This window comes from Faecalimonas umbilicata (genome assembly GCF_004346095.1).
GTDB lineage: Bacteria > Bacillota > Clostridia > Lachnospirales > Lachnospiraceae > Faecalimonas > Faecalimonas umbilicata.
The window spans coordinates 60,042-80,011 of sequence record NZ_SLZV01000013.1 but is presented as its reverse complement, the minus strand read 5'-3'; the positions used below and the strand labels follow the sequence as shown (position 1 = coordinate 80,011).

The window sequence follows — 19,970 nt, the reverse complement described above, 5'->3', positions numbered from 1 at the left end:
TGTGATTTATCACTGGAAATATAAAATGGATGAAATCAGTGAAGAGGAAGCGGCATCCGTTTGATATAGCAATTATTTAATATTCGTTATACTAGCCCTTTAACTGTTAGCAGTGAAACAGGAGAAGAAGGATTTTTTTCAATTTTTTCTCGAAGATGCCGAATGTGTGTCATGAGGGTAGTTTCATACCCTTGCCACATTTCACCACAAGCAGTTTGGCAAAGAGTTCCTATTGTTACAATGTGATTGGCATTATCTACAAGTTTTAATAATATATTGTATTCTTTAGCAGTCAAAGGAATAATTTTATTTTCACGATGTATTTCTGCCTTATCAATATCTATGAAAGAATTTTCTAATTCTATAATTCGTTTCTCTGTAGGATAACTTCTTTTTAAAATAGCTTGAACACGTAACAATAGTTCTTTAGGCAAAAATGGTTTGATTAAATAATCGTCTGCGCCCAATTCAAAACCAGAAAAACGATCTTCGGCTGCATCTTTGGCGGTCAGCATAAGAACAGGAAGTTTACTAAGGGCTCTGATTTCTTGCAATACCTCAAAACCGTCCATACCAGGTAACATAACATCAAGGATAACCATGTCAGGTAGAGTTTCTCTTATTATTTGTAAAGCCATTTCTCCAGATGATGCGGTCATTATTTTTGTATAGCCTGCTCTTTCAAATATTGTTTTAATAAGGGTGAGTAGTTCTTGTTCATCATCAACGATCAGTATAAATTTATCATACATACATTTTTATCTCCTAAAATTTTATAGTTTAAATTATTATACATCTTACGGAAAAAGAAGTATAGAGAAAGAGGAAAATCTCAAGGTTATCTCAAGGTTACTTCAAGGAAATCTCAATGTAGTTGGTATATAATTACAGTATAAAAAAAGGAGGTATAAAAAATGAGTGAATATATTATTCAAACCAATAATTTAACAAAACAGTATGGAGAACAAAAGAGTGTTTCTGCAATGAACTTGCATGTAAAAAAAGGAAGAATTTATGGGTTGTTGGGACGTAATGGAGCAGGAAAAACGACTACAATGAAAATGCTGTTAGGATTAACAAAACCGACATCGGGAAGCATAAAAATATTTGGGAAAAGTATGGAAACCAATAGTAAAGATATTTTACCGCATATAGGCAGTCTAATAGAATCACCAGGATTTTATCCTAATTTGACTGGGACTGAAAATCTTCGTATTTTTGCGGAGCTTAGAGGATTAAATAAAAGTAAGTGTGTAAGAGAGGCTTTGGAAGTTGTCGGTTTGCCCTATCGTGATAAAAAGTTATTTGCGGAATATTCACTTGGAATGAAACAACGACTGGCCATTGCATTGGCGGTTATGCACAATCCCAATTTGCTGATATTAGATGAGCCTATTAATGGTTTGGATCCTATAGGTATTGCAGAGGTACGTTCGTTTATTAGAGAGTTATGTGATGTCCAGGGAAAAACTATTTTGATTTCCAGTCACATATTGTCAGAGATAGAATTACTGGCAGATGATATAGGGATTATTGATAAGGGAATTTTACTTGAAGAAGAAAGTATGAAAGAATTGGCGAAAAAAAATAGTCGCTATGTCAATTTTATGGTATCGGATAGCCAGCGCGCAGCGGAAATTTTAAGAAAAGAATTTGAATGTGATGACTTTCAAATATGTGATAAAAATAGACTCCAATTATATAATACAACAATCCCTAGATCAGAAATTACTTATGTTTTTGTAAAGCAAGGATTGGAAATTACAGAAGTTCATTTATGTGAAGAAACATTGGAAGATTATTTTAAAAGGGTGACCGGAGGTGAAGGAATTGCTTAAATTAGTTAAGGTTGAATTTCAAAAACTGAAAAGAAAAAAGTTTATTCTTTTAGTAACTTTAGCTGCATTTATGTTTCCGCTTCCATTGGCTTATTTAATGACAACACCAGCTATGATGGAGCAATATATTGATAAAGCGGACGCATTTGACGGACTATTCAATATGGTATTGGGGTATGGAATCCAATTTTTATTACCCTGTATTATCGGAGTAGTAGCTGCTATGTTGTTTTTTATTGAACGTGATAATGATACATTTAAAAATATTAAAACAATTCCATTATCCAGTACGCAAGTAGTTACAGCAAAAATTATAGTGCTATTTATCATAGGCGTTGTATTTTGCATAGCATCAACGGTAGCAACAGTTCTGGTTGGTATGTTTACGTTAGATGTATATGGTTTAGGATACAAAATATTTCTGGCGGTTGAAACAGGAATATTTATTACCGCAGGGACATTACCATTGATTGTTATAGTAGTATTTTTTAGTCGTACTTATGTTTTCTCTGTTTTATTATGTATTTTTTATAGCGTTTTAAATATGAGTGCAACAGCACTTTTCGATGCATTACCTAAGACAATATTATGGTTACTTCCTACGCCGCTTACAACATTTTGGAGTGCTGGAGATATGAAAAGACATGGAATTAATATGAACCTTGAACAAATGAACGGATTAATTCCTTCAACTTTTCAAGTAATATTAATTCTTGGGATTATGGCAGGAATTTCAATACTATTAATTGATTATTTGTACAAGAAAAGGGGGGAATAAAATTGAGGACTATTGTAAAAACCGAATTATTGAAATTAAAACGTTATCATATTATATGGGCGGGGATAGCTCTTATGCTACTCTCTGTTCTATTGACACTTTTTACTTCTATGGCTAATGATGGATCTGTATGGGATTTTCGATACTTAATAGAGCAGGTAATCAAAAATAATATGTCAATGATTTTCCCAATGTGCATAGCTCTGATTGCTGGCTATATTATATCGCGGGAAGAAAAAGATGATGTTTTGAAGAATATTGTTACCATTCCAATTTCATTTAAAAAGTTGTTAGTAGGAAAACTTATTGTATGTGCAATGCTATCAATATTATTTGGACTTATTTGTACAATATTTACGTTAATTGCAGAATGTATAGTTGGTTTTCCTGGATTTACAGTAAATTTGGTAATTCAAGGATTAGTACAAATAACATTGGAAAATTTACTTTTGTATCTAGCGGTATTACCAATTATTGTTGTAACAAGCAGACTATCAGGCGGCTTTATGATAGGTGTCATTGTTGCTTTTGTGTATGGATATGGAGGTATGTTTGCAGCAGGAAATATGACATTGGCTAATATATATCCTATTACTGCAAGTCTGGGATTAATTGGGTATAGAAGTTATGATACATCCGTACAATGGAGCTTTCCGCTGTGTTTATGTAGCTTGATAATTATTGTCGCAATTTCTGCAATTTTAATTGCAACGATGAAAGAAAAGGAAAACAAAAAAACTCGTGCAAAAACAAAAAAAGTTAAACCAAAGAAAGGGTGGTAATAAGTGAAAAAAAGTTGTTTCTTTATTCTAATATCTTGCTTGTTATTGTCTGGGTGTTCGAAAGAGGAGGTGTTGGAAAAATATAATGCAGTAGTCGAAAAGGTGGGAGAAGTACAATTAACCAATGATATAAACCTACAAGGGAAAAGAGATTATGGGGAAGACCATTATACGGGGACGTATCAAGCAGAGTACAAAAAATTTTCTGATACAGAATATCTTTTTGGAGGAACAACAATAGAAAGAGCGGAAGGGAAGCAGGTTGAGTTGTTTTGTGACCTAGAAATAATAAAAGGAGAAGCTGAAATATTTATTATTTCTGGTAGCAATGAACCTAAAACTTTAATAAAAACAACAGGTACTTATGAAAATACAATAACATTACCAGATGGCAGTAATTATATCGGGATTGTAGGTAATGATTTTTCAGGAACAGTAAAAATAGAAGTGAAATAAAGATAGAAAAGCTAAAAATGGGTAAATTTGGAAGATACCGGTTTGGTTATACTTTATCTGAATTATCGTAATATTTACTGTAGTAAAAAGTACAGAAGAGTGGAATGGCGGTTATTCAATACTGCCATTCTTTTTTTGAAAATGCCTCTATGGGAATTATTACACAGGGAATCGAAAAAATTACATGTAGATGGGATAGTACATTGAATGTGGTAAAATATAATCATAATATGAGATCGGAGGTATATTCTATGAAGAAACTATTTAAAGTATTCAGCCTGATGCTGGTGGTGATAATGGCTTTTCCATTCTCTGTTATGGCAAGCGAAAATGACCAGCAAAGAAGTGATTTGATTGGTGCAGAAGAAGGGGATTTTGAAAAATTGATTGCAGAAATCCAGAGGATTAAGGCTGCTCACCCAGATTATTCAGAAGAAATGATCATGTCTTTTCTGGAAGCCAATCATCAAGATGTGGAAAGAGGGATTATAGATATTTGGAATGCGCTTACAGATTCAGAAAAGAAACTATGTATTCGTTATCCTTTTGATGCCCTAAAGGTAAATAAAGCAAAAAATATTGCTACTTCGCAGACAGAGGCAAAATTTGGAACGAATGGATTAGGAAACAGAAGTGATGCTTTTCGTCATGGAATTTGGAATGCTGAAATGACTGTTCTGATAGGAAAAGAAAGAGCTGAGTTATTTGCCACTGCTCATGAAGATAAAGATGTTACGGGAACAGAATCAGACGGATATCCCAAAACAGCACATAGAGATATGGATTTACATAACAATAAAGTGGGAAGAGAAATAGGAGAGAAAAATAAAGAAGCTTCTGAAAGTGAAATGGCGGATATTATTTATCAGGAAATATATTCTGCAACAACATCGTTTATATGGCTACATGAATAAGATCTGAGCAGTGCGATTGCACTGCTCGTCTTCGTATTTTATATATTTTGCGTAATTGATTACTTCTATTATTTGTATCGCTATAAATGAAATGGGGTAGCATGATAGTACAACATGATTAAGAGGTAGGCAATTATGGAAAGTCGCATTAAACAATTACGTGAGAAAAGAGGGTTAATACAGGAAATCCTTGCAGTAGAATTAGGGATAACACAGCAAATGTTGAGTAAATACGAAAGAGACGTTACGTTAATAAAAGTAGATATTCTGAAAAAGATTGCTGCTTATTTCAATGTAACAACAGATTATTTGCTGGGAGTTTCAGATGTAAAAAGGGATTTGAATGGGCAGATGAAAATGAATGAAGCACTAGACGAATATTATGATTTAGTGGAAGTGTATAAAGAGTTAGATCCATGTGATCAGGAGATGATTTGGTCAATTATACAAATAGTTAAAAAAACGGGTGAGAAGAAAAAATCGGCAAACATGCAGAAGAGAGTGGAGTAAATGTTAAATATAGCAATTTGTGATGATGATATTCAAATAACTGGAAAAATCGAAGGACTTCTCCAGGATATAGCTAAAAGAAATTTTGTTGATACTGAAATAGAAGTATTCTGGAATGGAAAGAATTTAGCAGATGCTATCGCAGCAGGTGAGAGGTATGATGTTATTTATCTGGATATAGAAATGGATAAAGAAGATGGTATTTCGGCAGCTAGAAGAATTAGAGCATACGATAAAAATGTGCGAATTATTTATGTTACAAGCCATGAAAGTTATATGAGAGAATCCTTTGAGGTAAGACCGTTTCAGTTTCTTGTAAAACCTGTAACAGATAAAATAATGGAAAAGTGCTTTAAGTCGGTATATGAAGACATTAATAGTGAAGATTTTTATTTTCGCTATAGTTATCAACGTATGAACCATAAAGTACCAATCAAGGATATTTTATATTTTGAAAGCAACAAACGGAAAATATTTATTGTAACGGAACAGGAAATCCTTGAACTGTATGGAAAACTTAATGAGATTGAAGAAACCCTTAAAACATGTAAAATTTCTTTTTTGCGGGTTCATCAGTCTTTTCTGGTGAATTATAAGCATATATCCGGACAATCTTATGACTCAGTAGTAATGGATAATGGACAAAAAATTTCAATCAGCGAAGACCGGAGAAAGATAATTAGTGAACAATATTGTTCTATGGAGGATACGTTTTATGTGGACGAATAGGGTATTAATGTGTGGGATAGATATATTGCTTTGCCTTTGGGCAGTATATTTATTCTTTTTTTATTTCGATATATTTTTTGTTCGGAAGAGAAAAAGGTATTTGTCGGTGATCGGTATAACGCTGTTCGTGATTTGGCAATTTGGAATAACAACGATTATTAGCTTTCCTGCCTATATTAATATTGCTGTGACGATTATGTTTACGTTTTTGGCAGTTATGATGACTTATGAAGGTAGATGGTGGAACAAAGGTGTATTTGTAATTACCTTTAATGCAATTTGGATGTTGATGGAAACCCTGTGCAACTATATTTTGATAACATACTGCCCTCAATATGCTGAAGTTCGCCAAGTAGGCTCTTTCGTTTCAAAAATATTTTTTAATGCAGTAATTCTTGCATTAAAGAAAGTGTTCACAGATGATGATATTAAGGAATTGCCGGTCAGATACAGTATTTTACTTGTGTTGATCCCAACAGGAAGCATTTATATCATGAACAATATATTTATGCTTGGATTTGCAAATAATAATGGGCGTACTCGCATAAACTCTACATTTACTGTACTTATTTTACTTGGCATGAACATATTGATATTTTACGTCTATATGAAGTTAGCTGATGATTTGAGGTTAAGAAGAATGGCAGCAGTATATGAACAGCAACTGGAATTATGCGAACGTCATCAGCAAGAAAGAGAACTTTCCATGTTGCAGTTGCGGGATATAAAACATAATATGAAGAATAATCTTATTTCCATTCTTGCTTATGCAGAAAATAAAGAATATGAGAAGATGACAGGCTTTATTGAAGAGATTATGGGAGAGGGCGGTATGATGATTGCCTCAATATCGAATAGTGGGAATATTGTGATTGATTCACTGATTGGATATTGGTATGTAACTGCCCAAAACAAAAGAATAATGTTTAAAACGGATATTTGTATTCCGATGATAATGCCTTTTAAAGGAGCTGATCTGAGTCTGATATTGGGAAATTTACTGGAAAATGCAGTGGAAGCAGCAGAGAAGGTTGAAGAAAACAGATATATAAATGTTAAAATGAAATTTGATAAAAATAATCTGTTATTGTTCGTAGACAATAGTTATAAAGGAAAGCTGTTAAAAACAAGAGATAACCGCTTGAAATCTACAAAGTCAGATGCAGAAAATCATGGAGTAGGTTTAGCCTCTGTGTATCGGGCAGTAGCAAAATATCATGGATCAGTGGTAATAGAGGATTCAGAACCAGGAAAATTTAAAATTCGGATAGTCTTATATAGTAATGTGCAGGAATAATTACATGAACACTCGGAATAATTACATAAAAAATAATGTGAAAGGAAAGAATGGTAAAATGGAAAGATAAACTTGGTATGCGGTATGGGGACTGATATATGGATAGCGTGAAAATATTGCTGTTTAGTGATGATGAGAAGCTGTATAACATTACTGAAAGGATTATTGGGAAAAAACATCAATTAAAATGGTGTACTTATCAACAGTTGGAAAGTAATAGATATCCAACGGCAGATGTTGTGATTTTCCATTTTACTAAAGAGATAATAGAGAGGGAAGGGGCATTTGCGGCTATTATAAAAATAAAAGGGAGCTTGGGACATTTAACGCCTATTCTGGCTATTAGCGAAGGGGGATCAATACAGGATATTTTTTCTATACTGAAAGCAGGAGCTTACGATTATATAGAAACAATAGATAACACACGAAAATATAAGAAAAAGATAGAGAACCTGATTTTATGGAATTGGTATATCAAAAAACATACATCAGCAAAAAAGAGGCAGTGTTGAGAAAGAACCGGAGAAACATTGCTTCTTTTTTTCTGCCTTTTTGGGAAAAATTACATCAATACTCGGTTTTTTTACAAGAGAACCAAATGGGAGCTTTTTTGTAGTAATGTATTGGTAAACAAATGAAAGGAGATTTTAATTATGAAATCTAAAAATTTAAAAAATCAGCCAGCAAAAGTATTAGCAAATTTATCTTTGAAACTTGGTAAAATGTCAGCGGACAGTGCTTGCTGCTATATTTATCATCAGCCAAAGATGCCAGAAGCATTGAAAAAAATGAAGAAACTTTAATTTTATGGGAAGATTATCGGAAAAAATAACAAGATACGTTATTGATGCCGGTGCAGTTTCAGAGGAATTGTATGCAGTATATCAATATGGATTTCAGATTGGATTAGAGATGTTCATTTGCCTATTCGTCTGTATGAGTATAGCGATATATTTGCATACAATCCCAGAATTCCTTGTGTCTACAGGTGTTTTTATGTTTTTAAGAACCTATGCCGGTGGTGTACATCTGAATAGCTTTAAGACTTGTTTTACATGCTCTGTTGCTGTTCAAGTCATGATTTTACAAATTAATAACAAATATCCATTAGAGCTGTTTGTGGCTTGGGGAATTATTTTGGTAAGTTCCATTTGTATATGGAAACTTTCTCCTGTAGAAAACATTAACCATGAGTTGGAAAGAGAAGAAAAGGAGCATTGCCGGAAAGTAACAGGTAAAATACTAGGAGTTATTTTAATTGCTGCTGGTTGTTGTACAGCATTAGGTATGAAAAAGTATATATCCTTGATTGCGTTGACAGCATTGACCGTTTTTATATCACAATGTATCGGTATTATAAAGTATAAAGTTGAAAAAGAGAAAAATTAGCGGGAATGATAGGGGGCTATTATTTCCGCATTTTTATTGTGTGTAGAGTTTTGAAATTATTGCTGGAACAGGAAATCATGGAGGTGGAAATGAATGCAAACCGTTTTTCCAGAATATAAATCTGAAATTGTATTAGGAAATGGTAAATTTCAACTTGATCCCATGTCATATACTGTTATTTATGAAGGAAAAGAAATCAGCTTAGCTCCCAGGGAATTTGAAGTCCTTTATCTTTTAGCCCAAAGACCAAACTGGGTTATCCCAAAGAAGAATATCTATTGTTCGGTCTGGGGGAGTAATTATTATGATGACCAGATACCTTATAAAACAGTGGAACACGTAGTATGGAAGATACGAAAAAAGATGGGGCATGATATTATAGAAACATTGATCAATGTAGGGTATAGACTAAAAAAAATGTAAAGGCAGGATAGAGTGAGTAAAAGTTTTTATATTCTGATTGAATTTTTGGAAAATACGCCATATAATATTGGCAACTATAAGAAAGTGCGCACATACATAATTGACTAAATATCATGCTGTAACCAGGAATTAAGATAAACTCTTACAGAGCTTTTGTGGATCATCCAAAGAAAAGGAGGCTGACTATGAACGTATATGAAGAAATAGATCAGGAAACAATGATGTTGCTTTTAGATTCTTTGTGTAAACGGACAGTGGAAGGAAAACAGATATGGGAAAATATGGAGTATAATCCTATTTCCTTTTTACAGAAAGATATTTATGAAAAAGAAGGTACCTGTATATCACAAATGTTTGAAGCAACGACAGTATTCAATGGTATTGAATATGAATTAGAGCTTTCAGAGTCAATCGAACTTCCGTCTGGCAAGGGAGATATTTTTGGAACCATTTCTTATGAAACAAAAGACGGAGAAGAGAATACGTATGATTTCTCTTTATCTTTTGATGTAGAGAAATATGATGATGCGAATGCAGAAGAATTGCAGGGTATTTTTGGAAACTCAATCATTGTACAGTTTACAGATGCAATAGTGGGAGTATTTGAAAATTCAGATGCGGTAGCGGAGGGATTTGCTTATGCAAGATACTTTCATCAAACAGGAATTGATCCGGAATGGGAAACCAATCCTCTTGTGAAATTGGGTGAGAAACTGATGCAAGAGCACGCAATGCTGGATTTTCATAAAATAGTATTGGATACAGATTATAGAAAAAGTTTATCGAAACGATCATGAACCTTCTATAAACAGGATATAAATTTTGGGGAAACCATTGATATTTCTTAGGGTATCACATATAATATAGTTAAGCCAAAAGGTTTCGTGTAGCGGCACGTAAAAGCTGTACTGTGCCCAGGCAGGGTAAATATTGGGACTATTTTATACTTGGAAGAGTATTACGCCCACACCAGGGAGATACGGTGAGTCCGCACCGGGGACTGAATGATACCGGCGACATTTCAGACATTCGGAAGGGTGTCGCGGCTGACAGCCAGCAGAAAACCGCTTTTTAGAACAAAGAGAATGATAAGAGAAGAGGAGGTGCTTTTATATGGCTACATCAAGTATTCTTACCAATGTTGTAATTGAAGATCCGAAAAAAGCAGAAGCATTTGTAGATGCACTTGAAAAGTCCAGTCAAGATCCAGTATGGAAACCTTCTGCACCGTCTATTCCAATATTAGATAGTGTAGAAGAATTACGCAGATTCCTGGGTAGGAAAAGGAACTAAGAGAGATGGATTATGCAGTTGTAAATATTTTAGATTATATGGAACTTATAGGAGAGGAGTCAGTAGTTGATGTCCTCTCCGGTTTTTCGTGTCCGAAGAATAAAGAAATAGAAAATTTTGTCCGTAATAATGCGGTAGAGTTTGCAAAACGGAAGATGTCCATTACTTATCTTTTGTTAGATGAGTATAGCAGGGTTTTGGCAATTTTTGCAATCACACATAAAGCAGTGCAAATTTTGGGGACAAATCTTTCTTCTACGTTGCAAAAAAAGATACAGCGGTATGCACAAAAAAATGAGAAGACAGATGAATATGCTCTTTCTGCTTTTCTGATCGGTCAGTTTGGAAAAAATTATCAGCATAAAGACGCACCCGTTCCAGATGGCGGAAAGATGATGGAAGCGGTATTGACCATTCTCAAGCATGTACAGCGTGAAATTGGTGGCGGCGTTGTATACTTAGAGTGTGAGGAAAAGCCGGAGCTATTGAATTTCTATCAGAATGAGAAAAACAGATTCCGGAAATTCGGAGAACGTTTATCAGAAAAAGAAAATGTGAATTATATTCAGATGCTACGAATTTTATAAAAAAGAATAAGGATACATAAGGTGCAGGTGATTCTGAGATAGAGGAGTCACCTGTATTTTTTATGCCTAAATGAAGAGATAATGCAGTGCTTTTTCGTAAATAGTGCAAAAATCGTTTTCAAGGCGTTCAGATATAATAAATCTCTAAAACAAAAAAAGGAAAGAAATGGTAATGAAACGGGGAAATCTTGCCTCCATAGTCCATTACCAGGGAAAGGATTTGTAATTATAATAGAGCCTGTAATCAACGAGGAGATAAAAGAATGCAGAATGAACTTTATATTGTAGCAGATGCCATAAAAGCCTTGCGGGAAGCCAGAGGGCTGACCCAGGAGCAGCTTGCGGAGAAAGCGGATATTTCTGTATCACATCTGGCAAAGATCGAAACACATGCCAGACTTATGGGAATGAAAACCTATATCCGTTTGCTGGAAGCTATGGATATTCCCATAAAAGAGCACTTTATACACATGGGAACAGCGAAAAAAGATATGATGCTGAAGGAAAAGATCTGGTATCTGGTACAGGATTGTGATGAAAGGGAAACCAGCCTTTTGATTTATTCCATAGAGGGAATTAAGAAAGGGCTAAAGGAATATCAGCAAGACAGCAGGAAGTGAGAATACAGATGGGGAGGAAAAGGGAAATGTTATCAAGAGAAAAGGTGGAAGCAGTATTATTTAAAATGGGAATGCCGGCCAATGTAAAAGGATTTGGTTATATCGTAGACTGTGTTCTGATCCTGGAGGAAGACAGCAAGATTAAAACCACATATCTGTACTTTAAGGTAGCCCAGCAAAATGGCACGACAGGGCAGCGGGTAGAACGGGCAATCCGCCATGCGTTTGATATTGTCCGAAGCTGCAGAGGTGATTATGATGTGGTGAACCATTATATCGGTTTTATCAACTGTGCCAATTCCCCTTCCTTATCCATGCTCACAATGAAGATACGGGAGGAAGCACTGGAAGTACCGGAACCAAAACCGGAAAAGAAAGAAGAGAACGTGATTACGGGAATTACCGAAGACCGGCTTTTGGAGTTGATGCGGCAGGCATATACGGAATTTTGGGCAGATATGATTATCCGGTTAAAAAAATAAAGAGAAATGCAGACCGAAAACAGTCTGCCAAAACACATCAGGGTTATGGTGTCTTTTGGCAGGCTGATATTTTCAGCCGGGAAGAACCTTGAAAACTGAATATCAGTATGGTGATATTTTTTTAAAACAAACGTGTCATTTCTGACGCTAATCTATAGAAATATCTTAAAGGACACAAAACATTTCGGCACATTCTATTTTGTATGATGCAGGGTCATGAGCTGTGCGAAGATACACTTGTCCGCAGTGGCAGCAGGTAAGGCAGAAAAGAAGCGGATCAAACAAGGAATCGTAGAAGATGAAGGAAAAGTGTGAGCAGCGCCCGGACATAGGCTGTGGGTGGCAGGCAGTCTGAAAGCCGAATGATAATGATACCTTTGCATAAAACACTGCAACCAGGGTAGCGTCTGGGACATGCTGCAGCGGGAAAGGGTGCTGCAGGGTGTCAGGTGGCCAGCCGGGCCGGTCCTACATGCTCCCGTTCACACCGGGGTGAGAAAATAAAAAACATGCTGGCAGGGAAAGCCCTGCCGGTATGGTGTGTAAAACAGGTTCATTTTAGGGCTATGGGGAAACCGCCGGTTTCTTTATAGCCCTGGAATGAAAACAGGAGCCAAAGAAAGAGGAGGCAAAGCGATGAATAGAGAGATGTTACAGAAACTGTTTTCAGAAGATAAAGAGGTCTTTCAGGGAGGAATATTATTCCCTGCATGGATCTGCAAAGGAAAAAAAGAGATAGAAAATAGGAACAGTCCCCAGCGGGCGGCAGTGTATCTGGATATTCCCATTCCATGTGCCGGGCTTTTGTATTATGAAAAAGAAAAAAGCCTGCACTACTGTGAACAGCAGACTTACCATGTGGTTACAATCCTGGAAAGTGCAGGGTGTAATGATTTCATAGAAAAAGAAAACTGGCAGAGGCTGGCAGTGCTTGCAGGAAAAGGCATGATTGATGTGATTGTGGTATCCGGGCTTAGCAGGTTATCCTATTGTCCGGAGGAAATTTTACAGACTATGGAACTGCTCCAGTCTTTCCAGGTGCAGATAGACTGTATCGGTTATGGGATTTTAGATTATGCCAGACTGAAACAGTATTTAATGCACACCTGGGAGAAACAGGAACAATTTGAGCAGGACTTAGATGCGTATCTGTGCAGTTGCTGTACCAGGGAAGGGATATAATGCTCTCGCGGGAAGAACTGCTGAAGATGCGGGAAATGACGTTTGAGGACATTGACCCGAAAGAGATACAAGATGTAGAGAAACTGAAGATTGATGTAAAAAAGAGCAAACCGGAGAAGGTCCGGGAAATCCTGGAGTCTGGAAAGAACCCTTATTTTCTGAAATATAAGGGGATCACCATAAAGATTGGGTTTGCTTCTACCAACCGTACCATAGAGGAAGCCATGCAAAGCCTTGTGCAGATGAAATGGTAAAGCCACGACAGGGATAGGGAAGAAAGCGGATTGTTGGCAGATTACAGGGTGGACAAACCTTCTGGACTATGGTAGGATGATGGCAAGGACCCAGTAGCCTCTATCATTTAGGGAATCGGCTGACGAATCTAAATGATAGGAGCGAATACAATGAAAAATCAAATACTTAAAAAAATCTATCGTGCGGTTGTTTACCTGCGCCTTTCTGACGAAGATGGTGATAACAGGGAAAGCGACAGCATATCAAATCAGAGGATACTAATCCATAGCTTCTTAAAGAGCCACCCTGAAATTCAGGTGGTAAAAGAATGTGTGGATGATGGATATACCGGCACAAACTTTAACCGCCCTGGTTTTCAGGAAATGTTGCGTATGCTGGAAGAGGGGGAAGCAGACTGTATTATTGTCAAAGACCTTTCCCGTTATGGAAGGGACTTTTCCGGTGTTTTACAGTATGTGGAACGTATCCTGCCGAAAATGGGTGTGCGCCTGATCCTTGTCAATGACAATTATGACAGCCTCACGCCAAATCGTGATTTCCTTACCCTGAGATTTAAAAGTTTAATCAATGACCTTTATCCTGCGGATACCTCCAAAAGTGTGCGCTCTCATTTGTATGTCAAAATGACAGCCGGGCAGTGTGTAGCGCCTTTTGCTTTTTATGGTTATCTGAAATCCGAAGAGGATAAGCATAAGCTGGTCATGGACGAAGTGGCAGCTTCGGTTGTACGGGATATTTACCACATGAAAATGCAGGGCTGCAGCCTAACGGATATATCCGAAGAATTAAACCGGCGTGGGATCTTGACGCCTCTTCGGTATAAGCAGGTATATTTAAAACAGAAATTAAAGACAGGATTCCGTCTGACGGAAAAACCGGTCTGGATGCCAACTATGGTGCGTCGTATCCTTCTTGATGAACGCTACACCGGAGTGCTGATACAGGGAAAAACCACAACGCCAAACCATAAAGTAAAGGTTGTGATCCACAAAGAGGAAGCTGAGTGGATACGGTATGAAAATGCCTTTGAGCCGGTTATCAACAGACACCAATATGAAGTGGTGGGCAACCTGATGAAAATGGATACCATGAGAGGGGCAAAGGGGCTGGCGCTTCTTTCCGGCCTGGTAAAATGCGGGGACTGTAAAGAAAGCATGGTGCTGAAAAGCCCGGATAAAGTCCACCACTATTATGTATGTTCGACTTCCCTTTATGAAAAGCAGTGCAGTTCCCATAGTATCAGTGAGAAAAAACTGGTAGGGGCTGTGACAGAGGCAATCCTGCATTATATTTCTGTTCTGGTGGAATTAAAAGAGATACTGGCGTATGTAAAAACTGCCGCAATCCCAAGACAGCGGCTTTTGGAAGAAGACAAAAAACTGGAGATGCTGGAAAAGGAGAGCCAGAGGATCTTAAACATTAAAGTAAAACTGTATGACAGTTTTGCAGAAGAAATCCTGGACCGGACAGAATTTGAAACCTTCAAAGCAAAGTATGACCAGTCTTTAGAAGAAATCCGGCAGGCAATGGAGTGCCAGCAAAGGGAAATCCGAAACCTGCAGGAAACCCTTGAAAAACAGCAGGAGTGGCTGGAATATTTTCTGGAATACCGGGACCGGACGGAAGTGGACCGCTTAATGCTGGTAAATCTGGTCAAGCGGATTGAGGTATATGAGCAGAAGCGCATTATCATTCATTTTTGGTTTGAAGATGAATTTGAAAAGGTATTGGGACTGCTGGAAACAGTAAACAGGGCAAAGCCGGATCAGCGTGTGGAAGCCTTCCTGAAAGGAAAGGGGGCGGAAGCAAGTGCCTAAGGTAAGCAAAAGAGGACAGAAAAGACAAAACAGTAAGCCGGAAATGAAGTATCTGAGAACCTATATTTATGTAAGGCTTTCCGAAAAGGACGGAGGGCATGGCAGAAGGGATTCCATTTATATCCAAAAACAGATTTGCGAAGACTACGCAAAGAAACACCCGGAAATGCTGGTGGTAAAAGTCTATGCGGATAATGGTGTGACAGGTACAACGTTCCAAAGGGACGCATTTGAAGAGTTGATGGAAGACGTAGCAAATAAAAAGGTTGATTGCATCATTGTAAAGGATTTTGCCCGGTTTGGAAGGGACGCCTTAGATGCTGTCGATTTGATTGACGTGATTTTCCCAACCTTAAATATCCGGTTTGCTTCCGTTATGGACGAATATGACAGCGCAAACCCGGCTTGTGTAGAAGACCGGACCACCAATATTTTGAAGCACTTTATGAATGATTATTATGCCAGGGAAGTTTCAGAGAAACTGGTACAGGCACACCGGCTGTCCAGGGAACGGGGAGAGTTCTGGGGTTCCAGACCTCCTTATGGATACCAAAGGGCAGAGGAAAACAGCAAGAAGCTGGTGCCGGAACCAGAGGAGGCAGAAATAATCCGGCAGATTTTTTACTGGTATGTGTTTGAAGAAATGTCAAGCTATGATATTGCAAGGGAACTGAATGGCAGAAAGATATTAGGACCGGAGGACAGCTATCAGAAAAGGAAGTGGGGAAAAGAGCTGGAAAAAAGGCGGTTATGGAGATCAGACGGTATCCGGAAGATTTTACAGAACCCCGTTTATATAGGTGCTGCTGTTTATGGAAAAACAAAACAGATGCTTGCGCAGAATATTCCCCTTCAGATGATACCAAAAGAGCAGTGGGAAGTGTGTGAAAATGCCTGGGAAGCAGTTGTAGAACGGGCAATTTATGAGAAAGCACAGGAAATTGCAAAGGAACGCTGGAGAGATACATTAGATAACTGGGCTGCAAACCCAAAAGAAAAGCAGGGGGCAGATGGTCCTTTTAAGGGAAGGATTTTCTGCGGACATTGCGGAAGACGTCTTGGAAGGGGCAGGAATGGTGGCAATGAGAAACATAAATATATGGCTTATAAATGCCCGTCCTTTTCCCTTACCGATCATACGGAATGTTTCCGGGCAGTAAATGAAATCTACATCAATCAGGCAGTCAAGGCAGCACTCCGCTATCAGATCCAGCTTGCTGTGGAAAGTAAGAAAACCTATGGTGCAGAGTTTTATCAGAAGCTGGAGCTGGAGGTAGCAGAAAAAATAAAAAGTGCCAGACAGAAGTATGAGAAATATGGAAGAAAACTGGAAACCTTGTTTGAGCATTATGCTACCGGTCTGTTGGACTGCAAGGAATATCAGGAGATTAAAGCAACCTATCAGGAAGAACAGCAAGCAGCCAGGCAGAATATGAAGCAGATACAGCTACGTGGACAGCATCTATTAGATCAGGTGAAGGCAAGAATGGACTGGACAGAGGAACTTCTAAAGTACCAAAGGTTCCAGAAGATAGAGAAAGGGATTGCGGACCGCTTTATTGAAAAGATTACGGTATATTCCAAAGACTATGTGGAAATCGTGTTCTGGTTTGGGGATTTATTTGAAAAAGAGCTGGAAAAAGAGCTGTCCAATATGGAAGGAGGTCTTCCGTATGCAGTATGATTTTCTTTTTGCTTATCTGCGTCTTTCCAGAGATGATAAAGAAAAAATGGAGGAAAGCAACAGCATTAAAAATCAAAGGCTTTTGATCCAGCATTTTGTAGAAAAACAGCCGGAATTTGCAGGGGCAAAGCATTTCTTCTTCGTAGATGATGGTTACAGTGGTACAACCTTTGACCGCCCGGAATTTAAGCGCATGATAGGGCTGATCACCAGGAGAAAACGGATCTGTATTATTGTCAAAGATTTGAGCCGCCTGGGAAGGGATACCATAGAAACACAAAACTATATTGAAAAAATATTTCCGTTCCTTGGGGTGCGCTTTATTTCAATCAATGATTTTTATGACAGCAGCCAGAAACCTTCTGAAAGAAAGGATACGGAGATTAAATTTAAGAACCTGATCAATGGGATTTATCCCCAGATTTGTTCCGACAATATCAAAAAAGTTATGAGGAAGCAGGCTGAAATGGGACAATATCATGGTTCAATCCCAACATACGGATATTGCTTCCATGACGGTGTGCATACAAAACTTCATCTGGATACGGAGGCAGCCTCCATTGTGAGAGGGATCTTCGACCAGAGGTTAGCAGGAATGAGTTATGCAGACATTGCCAGGGATCTGAACGAAAAAGAACTTGAAACACCTACGGTATATCTACAAAGGAAAGGCTGGGCACCGGAAACAAAGAAATCTGTACAGTTCTGGGACGGAAATTTAGTGAAACAGATTTTATTTAATCCGGTTTATGCAGGACTGACAGTAAGAGGGAAAACAGAAACCAGGGTTCCATCAAAAAGAGAGTGCCGGTATATTCCAAGAGAAGATTGGATTTGTGTAGGAGGAAGACATGAAGCGATTGTAACGGAGCAGGAGATCCAGAAGGTTCAGGATATGGCAGAGAAAAGCAGAAAGTATTATGGCCACACACCGTCTTCTGAGAATATTTTTGCAGGCCTGATCCGCTGCGGGCATTGTGGTCGAAAAATGCGGATACGGACAGAATACAAAGAAAAGCCGATTTATTGTAAAAGTGTTACGACAGCCCCCAATGCTTCCTGTTATCCAAAGAAATATAAGCAGAAAGAATTGGAAGAACTGGTGCTAATTATGATAAGACAGCAGGCAGCCCTTGCAGAGGATACCATAAAGCAGTTAAAGAAAGCCAATCAGACTTTGAATATTCCGAAACTCCGGTATCGGAAAAAGCAATATGAAAAGAAGCTGGCGCTTTGTAAACAGGAGAAAATGGAACTGTATGAACAATATGCAGAAGAACAGATTTCCCTGAAGGACTACCTGGCACGAAAACAAACCTGTATGGAGAAGACAGCAGCTTATCAGCAAAAGATACAGGAGATAGAAGCAAGGATTTTAAAAGGGGAGGAGGAAAAACAAAAGGAGAAATCAGAAGGATTACAACTTTTTGTAAAATATCAGGGATTGGAAGAGCTGTCTTATGAAATTCTGCATGAGCTGATTGAAGTCATAAATTTTTATGATCCGGAACATATTGAAATTGTATGGAAATACAGGGACGAATTTCTGAAAGCAGTAGGATAAGAAAGAACCGGGAGAGCTTATTGTCCTGGATTCCGGTAGAGAAAAAGATTTCATAAAAGAGGAGGAAAACGCTGCGGTGTCTTCCTCTTCTTTGTATTAGGAGAAAATTTGGCAAAGAAGATGGGGGAAGAGCCATGTATCTTGAAACATATTCTATGGAAGAACTGATGGAACTGATAGAAGAAAAAGGGTATTGCTCTGTGGAGGCAGTAGAAATCCTGAAAGAAATGGAACAGGCAAAAAAAGGGTATGATTTTTTACTCCGGGATTGTGAGGAAAAGTCCTGGAAAACAGACCAGGTGGTAGTTGATTATTACCGGCATCTCTTAGAAGAATTGCGGAAAGCGTTGCCTTATGATGCTATGGGAGGGCAGCACACGATTCCGATTTTGGTGTTGCAGGAGTTCCGTAAACCGGACATTGTAGAAAAAATCAGGGATTTTATTGGCTGTCAGACTGGAGTTTCCGACCATGATCTGTTACAGGAAATTCAGAAATTTATGACCGTACATCTGGACCCACAGGGAATTATCCTTTATATGGACGTATTGGGAAAACAGTCGGCGGTAAGGAATGTTTACAAACAGGGAGGACAAATGTGGTAAAAGAAAGAGTATTGGCGGTTCCGGATACAAGCATTTTTATTGCAGAACTGCCGGAAGCGACCAGAAACATTATACGGAAAGATTTAGAAGAACACGCAAGAGAACATCATTACCGGCTGGAATGGGATCTGGAAAATAAGGATTATATGGCAATGGGCCAGAGATTTTACGATATAGAAGGCATTTATATGGGAACATATCTGCATTTCTGTAAGGAAGGAGAAGATGTAGAAGCCTATGAAAGAAGCCTGAAAAGAAACATTTCTATCAAATTGTACCAGGACGAGGTAGAAAAGCTTTGCATGAAGTCTGGAGTTGTTGGATTATCAATCAGTGAACTGTTTGAAAACTTTGTTGCCGATTTGATTTGCGGTACACATACCAATGGATCTGATGAGCGCATGTATATCGAGCAGTGGTTTGAACGGTGTTATTTCAGTATTATGCCAGAGAAAACTTTTTTATCTTATCTGCTTGAAATGCAGGAAGTAGACAGCGTTTTGGAATGTTGGAAAATCTTGCAGGAATTGAAGGGTCTGGACGAACCAGACAGTTATGACAAAGAGGAACTGGAGATCCAGCAGAACACTTTGGAAGAGTATTTTCAGGAATATAGAACCTATACAAGAGAACCGGCAGAAGACCAGTTGGAAGCTGCTATGGAAAAAGTGTTGGAATGGAATAAAGAAAGAGAGCATTTATTGGAGGGGACTGTTCCAGAGAAGTCTTTGGGGCGGTAGCCGGATTGGAGAAAGGAAGAAAACA

Annotated in this window: 25 protein-coding genes; 24 read left to right on the top strand and 1 reads right to left on the bottom strand. The window is 37.9% G+C overall.

The genetic code is table 11. The annotated features are described in order from the left end of the window. Positions 1 to 86 precede the first annotated feature (86 nt). Complete coding sequence (locus tag EDD74_RS07565; RefSeq protein WP_116442013.1) at positions 87 to 752, bottom strand: response regulator transcription factor; 666 nt, start codon at positions 750 to 752, stop codon at positions 87 to 89. 162 nt (positions 753 to 914) lie between these two features. Between EDD74_RS07565 and EDD74_RS07560 the strand changes: the two genes are divergently transcribed. The 24 genes from EDD74_RS07560 to EDD74_RS07445 all read left to right on the top strand — a co-directional run bounded on the left by EDD74_RS07560 (position 915) and on the right by EDD74_RS07445 (position 19,945). Beyond that, entirely contained in the window at positions 915 to 1,838 is a 924-nt protein-coding gene (locus tag EDD74_RS07560) for an ABC transporter ATP-binding protein (protein ID WP_116442014.1), read from the top strand. Beyond that, a complete protein-coding gene (locus EDD74_RS07555) occupies positions 1,831 to 2,616 on the top strand; it encodes an ABC transporter permease (protein WP_116442015.1) in 786 nt (261 codons plus the stop codon). Before EDD74_RS07560 ends, EDD74_RS07555 begins: the two co-directional genes overlap by 8 nt. A gap of 2 nt (positions 2,617 to 2,618) precedes the next feature. Continuing rightward, positions 2,619 to 3,398, top strand: coding sequence for an ABC transporter permease (locus EDD74_RS07550; RefSeq protein WP_116442016.1), 780 nt, complete (start codon positions 2,619 to 2,621; stop codon positions 3,396 to 3,398). 69 nt (positions 3,399 to 3,467) lie between these two features. Continuing rightward, on the top strand, positions 3,468 to 3,854 hold the full coding sequence (locus EDD74_RS07545; RefSeq protein ID WP_330410007.1) for a hypothetical protein: 387 nt from the start codon (positions 3,468 to 3,470) through the stop codon (positions 3,852 to 3,854). 251 nt (positions 3,855 to 4,105) lie between these two features. Further along, complete coding sequence (locus tag EDD74_RS07540) at positions 4,106 to 4,768, top strand: DUF6973 domain-containing protein (protein WP_132038442.1); 663 nt, start codon at positions 4,106 to 4,108, stop codon at positions 4,766 to 4,768. A 135-nt stretch (positions 4,769 to 4,903) separates the two neighbouring features. After that, positions 4,904 to 5,278 (top strand): helix-turn-helix domain-containing protein, encoded by a 375-nt coding sequence (locus EDD74_RS07535; RefSeq protein WP_116442019.1) that lies wholly within the window; start codon positions 4,904 to 4,906, stop codon positions 5,276 to 5,278. Continuing rightward, entirely contained in the window at positions 5,279 to 6,007 is a 729-nt protein-coding gene (locus tag EDD74_RS07530; protein ID WP_116442020.1) for a LytR/AlgR family response regulator transcription factor, read from the top strand. Further along, positions 5,994 to 7,304, top strand: coding sequence for a sensor histidine kinase (locus EDD74_RS07525; protein WP_116442021.1), 1,311 nt, complete (start codon positions 5,994 to 5,996; stop codon positions 7,302 to 7,304). The genes EDD74_RS07530 and EDD74_RS07525 overlap by 14 nt, the downstream gene beginning before the upstream one ends. 98 nt (positions 7,305 to 7,402) lie before the next feature. After that, a complete protein-coding gene (locus tag EDD74_RS07520; RefSeq protein ID WP_116442022.1) occupies positions 7,403 to 7,816 on the top strand; it encodes a hypothetical protein in 414 nt (137 codons plus the stop codon). Between the two features lie 141 nt (positions 7,817 to 7,957). Next, positions 7,958 to 8,107 carry a cyclic lactone autoinducer peptide gene (locus tag EDD74_RS07515; RefSeq protein ID WP_081019423.1) on the top strand — a complete coding sequence of 50 codons (150 nt, stop codon included), beginning with the start codon at positions 7,958 to 7,960 and terminating at the stop codon, positions 8,105 to 8,107. Between the two features lie 4 nt (positions 8,108 to 8,111). Then, the gene (locus tag EDD74_RS07510) at positions 8,112 to 8,693 is read left to right on the top strand and encodes an accessory gene regulator B family protein (RefSeq protein WP_116442023.1); all 582 of its coding nucleotides are present in this window, start codon (positions 8,112 to 8,114) and stop codon (positions 8,691 to 8,693) included. Between the two features lie 93 nt (positions 8,694 to 8,786). Next, positions 8,787 to 9,116 carry a winged helix-turn-helix domain-containing protein gene (locus EDD74_RS07505; protein ID WP_116442024.1) on the top strand — a complete coding sequence of 110 codons (330 nt, stop codon included), beginning with the start codon at positions 8,787 to 8,789 and terminating at the stop codon, positions 9,114 to 9,116. A 185-nt stretch (positions 9,117 to 9,301) separates the two neighbouring features. After that, on the top strand, positions 9,302 to 9,913 hold the full coding sequence (locus EDD74_RS07500) for a hypothetical protein (RefSeq protein ID WP_116442025.1): 612 nt from the start codon (positions 9,302 to 9,304) through the stop codon (positions 9,911 to 9,913). A gap of 316 nt (positions 9,914 to 10,229) precedes the next feature. Further along, complete coding sequence (locus EDD74_RS07495; protein WP_055056077.1) at positions 10,230 to 10,409, top strand: hypothetical protein; 180 nt, start codon at positions 10,230 to 10,232, stop codon at positions 10,407 to 10,409. A gap of 5 nt (positions 10,410 to 10,414) precedes the next feature. Further along, the gene (locus EDD74_RS07490; RefSeq protein ID WP_101871520.1) at positions 10,415 to 10,996 is read left to right on the top strand and encodes a GNAT family acetyltransferase; all 582 of its coding nucleotides are present in this window, start codon (positions 10,415 to 10,417) and stop codon (positions 10,994 to 10,996) included. A gap of 263 nt (positions 10,997 to 11,259) precedes the next feature. Then, positions 11,260 to 11,616 (top strand): helix-turn-helix domain-containing protein, encoded by a 357-nt coding sequence (locus EDD74_RS07485; RefSeq protein WP_021651039.1) that lies wholly within the window; start codon positions 11,260 to 11,262, stop codon positions 11,614 to 11,616. A gap of 26 nt (positions 11,617 to 11,642) precedes the next feature. Further along, positions 11,643 to 12,098 (top strand): sporulation initiation factor Spo0A C-terminal domain-containing protein, encoded by a 456-nt coding sequence (locus EDD74_RS07480; RefSeq protein WP_165851602.1) that lies wholly within the window; start codon positions 11,643 to 11,645, stop codon positions 12,096 to 12,098. A 636-nt stretch (positions 12,099 to 12,734) separates the two neighbouring features. Further along, the gene (locus tag EDD74_RS07475; RefSeq protein ID WP_116442027.1) at positions 12,735 to 13,280 is read left to right on the top strand and encodes a recombinase family protein; all 546 of its coding nucleotides are present in this window, start codon (positions 12,735 to 12,737) and stop codon (positions 13,278 to 13,280) included. Then, complete coding sequence (locus tag EDD74_RS07470; RefSeq protein WP_072448128.1) at positions 13,280 to 13,534, top strand: DUF6870 family protein; 255 nt, start codon at positions 13,280 to 13,282, stop codon at positions 13,532 to 13,534. The genes EDD74_RS07475 and EDD74_RS07470 overlap by 1 nt, the downstream gene beginning before the upstream one ends. A gap of 150 nt (positions 13,535 to 13,684) precedes the next feature. Further along, positions 13,685 to 15,352 (top strand): recombinase family protein, encoded by a 1,668-nt coding sequence (locus EDD74_RS07465; protein ID WP_165851603.1) that lies wholly within the window; start codon positions 13,685 to 13,687, stop codon positions 15,350 to 15,352. Then, complete coding sequence (locus tag EDD74_RS07460) at positions 15,345 to 17,036, top strand: recombinase family protein (RefSeq protein ID WP_116442029.1); 1,692 nt, start codon at positions 15,345 to 15,347, stop codon at positions 17,034 to 17,036. Before EDD74_RS07465 ends, EDD74_RS07460 begins: the two co-directional genes overlap by 8 nt. Next, complete coding sequence (locus tag EDD74_RS07455; protein ID WP_165851604.1) at positions 17,026 to 18,600, top strand: recombinase family protein; 1,575 nt, start codon at positions 17,026 to 17,028, stop codon at positions 18,598 to 18,600. Before EDD74_RS07460 ends, EDD74_RS07455 begins: the two co-directional genes overlap by 11 nt. Positions 18,601 to 18,734: 134 nt before the next feature. Then, the gene (locus EDD74_RS07450; protein ID WP_116442031.1) at positions 18,735 to 19,205 is read left to right on the top strand and encodes a hypothetical protein; all 471 of its coding nucleotides are present in this window, start codon (positions 18,735 to 18,737) and stop codon (positions 19,203 to 19,205) included. Then, on the top strand, positions 19,199 to 19,945 hold the full coding sequence (locus tag EDD74_RS07445) for a hypothetical protein (RefSeq protein ID WP_116442032.1): 747 nt from the start codon (positions 19,199 to 19,201) through the stop codon (positions 19,943 to 19,945). Before EDD74_RS07450 ends, EDD74_RS07445 begins: the two co-directional genes overlap by 7 nt. Positions 19,946 to 19,970: the final 25 nt, after the last annotated feature.

Bases quoted from the DNA above. Each gene is read 5' to 3' on its own strand.
- EDD74_RS07565 (WP_116442013.1), bottom strand. From the start codon at position 752: ATGTATGATAAATTTATACTGATCGTTGATGATGAACAAGAACTACTC.
- EDD74_RS07465 (WP_165851603.1), top strand. From the start codon at position 13,685: ATGAAAAATCAAATACTTAAAAAAATCTATCGTGCGGTTGTTTACCTG.
- EDD74_RS07485 (WP_021651039.1), top strand. From the start codon at position 11,260: ATGCAGAATGAACTTTATATTGTAGCAGATGCCATAAAAGCCTTGCGG.
- EDD74_RS07540 (WP_132038442.1), top strand. From the start codon at position 4,106: ATGAAGAAACTATTTAAAGTATTCAGCCTGATGCTGGTGGTGATAATG.
- EDD74_RS07520 (WP_116442022.1), top strand. From the start codon at position 7,403: ATGGATAGCGTGAAAATATTGCTGTTTAGTGATGATGAGAAGCTGTAT.
- EDD74_RS07470 (WP_072448128.1), top strand. From the start codon at position 13,280: ATGCTCTCGCGGGAAGAACTGCTGAAGATGCGGGAAATGACGTTTGAG.
- EDD74_RS07450 (WP_116442031.1), top strand. From the start codon at position 18,735: ATGTATCTTGAAACATATTCTATGGAAGAACTGATGGAACTGATAGAA.
- EDD74_RS07475 (WP_116442027.1), top strand. From the start codon at position 12,735: ATGAATAGAGAGATGTTACAGAAACTGTTTTCAGAAGATAAAGAGGTC.
- EDD74_RS07510 (WP_116442023.1), top strand. From the start codon at position 8,112: ATGGGAAGATTATCGGAAAAAATAACAAGATACGTTATTGATGCCGGT.
- EDD74_RS07480 (WP_165851602.1), top strand. From the start codon at position 11,643: ATGTTATCAAGAGAAAAGGTGGAAGCAGTATTATTTAAAATGGGAATG.
- EDD74_RS07495 (WP_055056077.1), top strand. From the start codon at position 10,230: ATGGCTACATCAAGTATTCTTACCAATGTTGTAATTGAAGATCCGAAA.
- EDD74_RS07515 (WP_081019423.1), top strand. From the start codon at position 7,958: ATGAAATCTAAAAATTTAAAAAATCAGCCAGCAAAAGTATTAGCAAAT.
- EDD74_RS07535 (WP_116442019.1), top strand. From the start codon at position 4,904: ATGGAAAGTCGCATTAAACAATTACGTGAGAAAAGAGGGTTAATACAG.
- EDD74_RS07525 (WP_116442021.1), top strand. From the start codon at position 5,994: ATGTGGACGAATAGGGTATTAATGTGTGGGATAGATATATTGCTTTGC.
- EDD74_RS07455 (WP_165851604.1), top strand. From the start codon at position 17,026: ATGCAGTATGATTTTCTTTTTGCTTATCTGCGTCTTTCCAGAGATGAT.
- EDD74_RS07560 (WP_116442014.1), top strand. From the start codon at position 915: ATGAGTGAATATATTATTCAAACCAATAATTTAACAAAACAGTATGGA.
- EDD74_RS07530 (WP_116442020.1), top strand. From the start codon at position 5,279: ATGTTAAATATAGCAATTTGTGATGATGATATTCAAATAACTGGAAAA.
- EDD74_RS07500 (WP_116442025.1), top strand. From the start codon at position 9,302: ATGAACGTATATGAAGAAATAGATCAGGAAACAATGATGTTGCTTTTA.
- EDD74_RS07505 (WP_116442024.1), top strand. From the start codon at position 8,787: ATGCAAACCGTTTTTCCAGAATATAAATCTGAAATTGTATTAGGAAAT.
- EDD74_RS07490 (WP_101871520.1), top strand. From the start codon at position 10,415: ATGGATTATGCAGTTGTAAATATTTTAGATTATATGGAACTTATAGGA.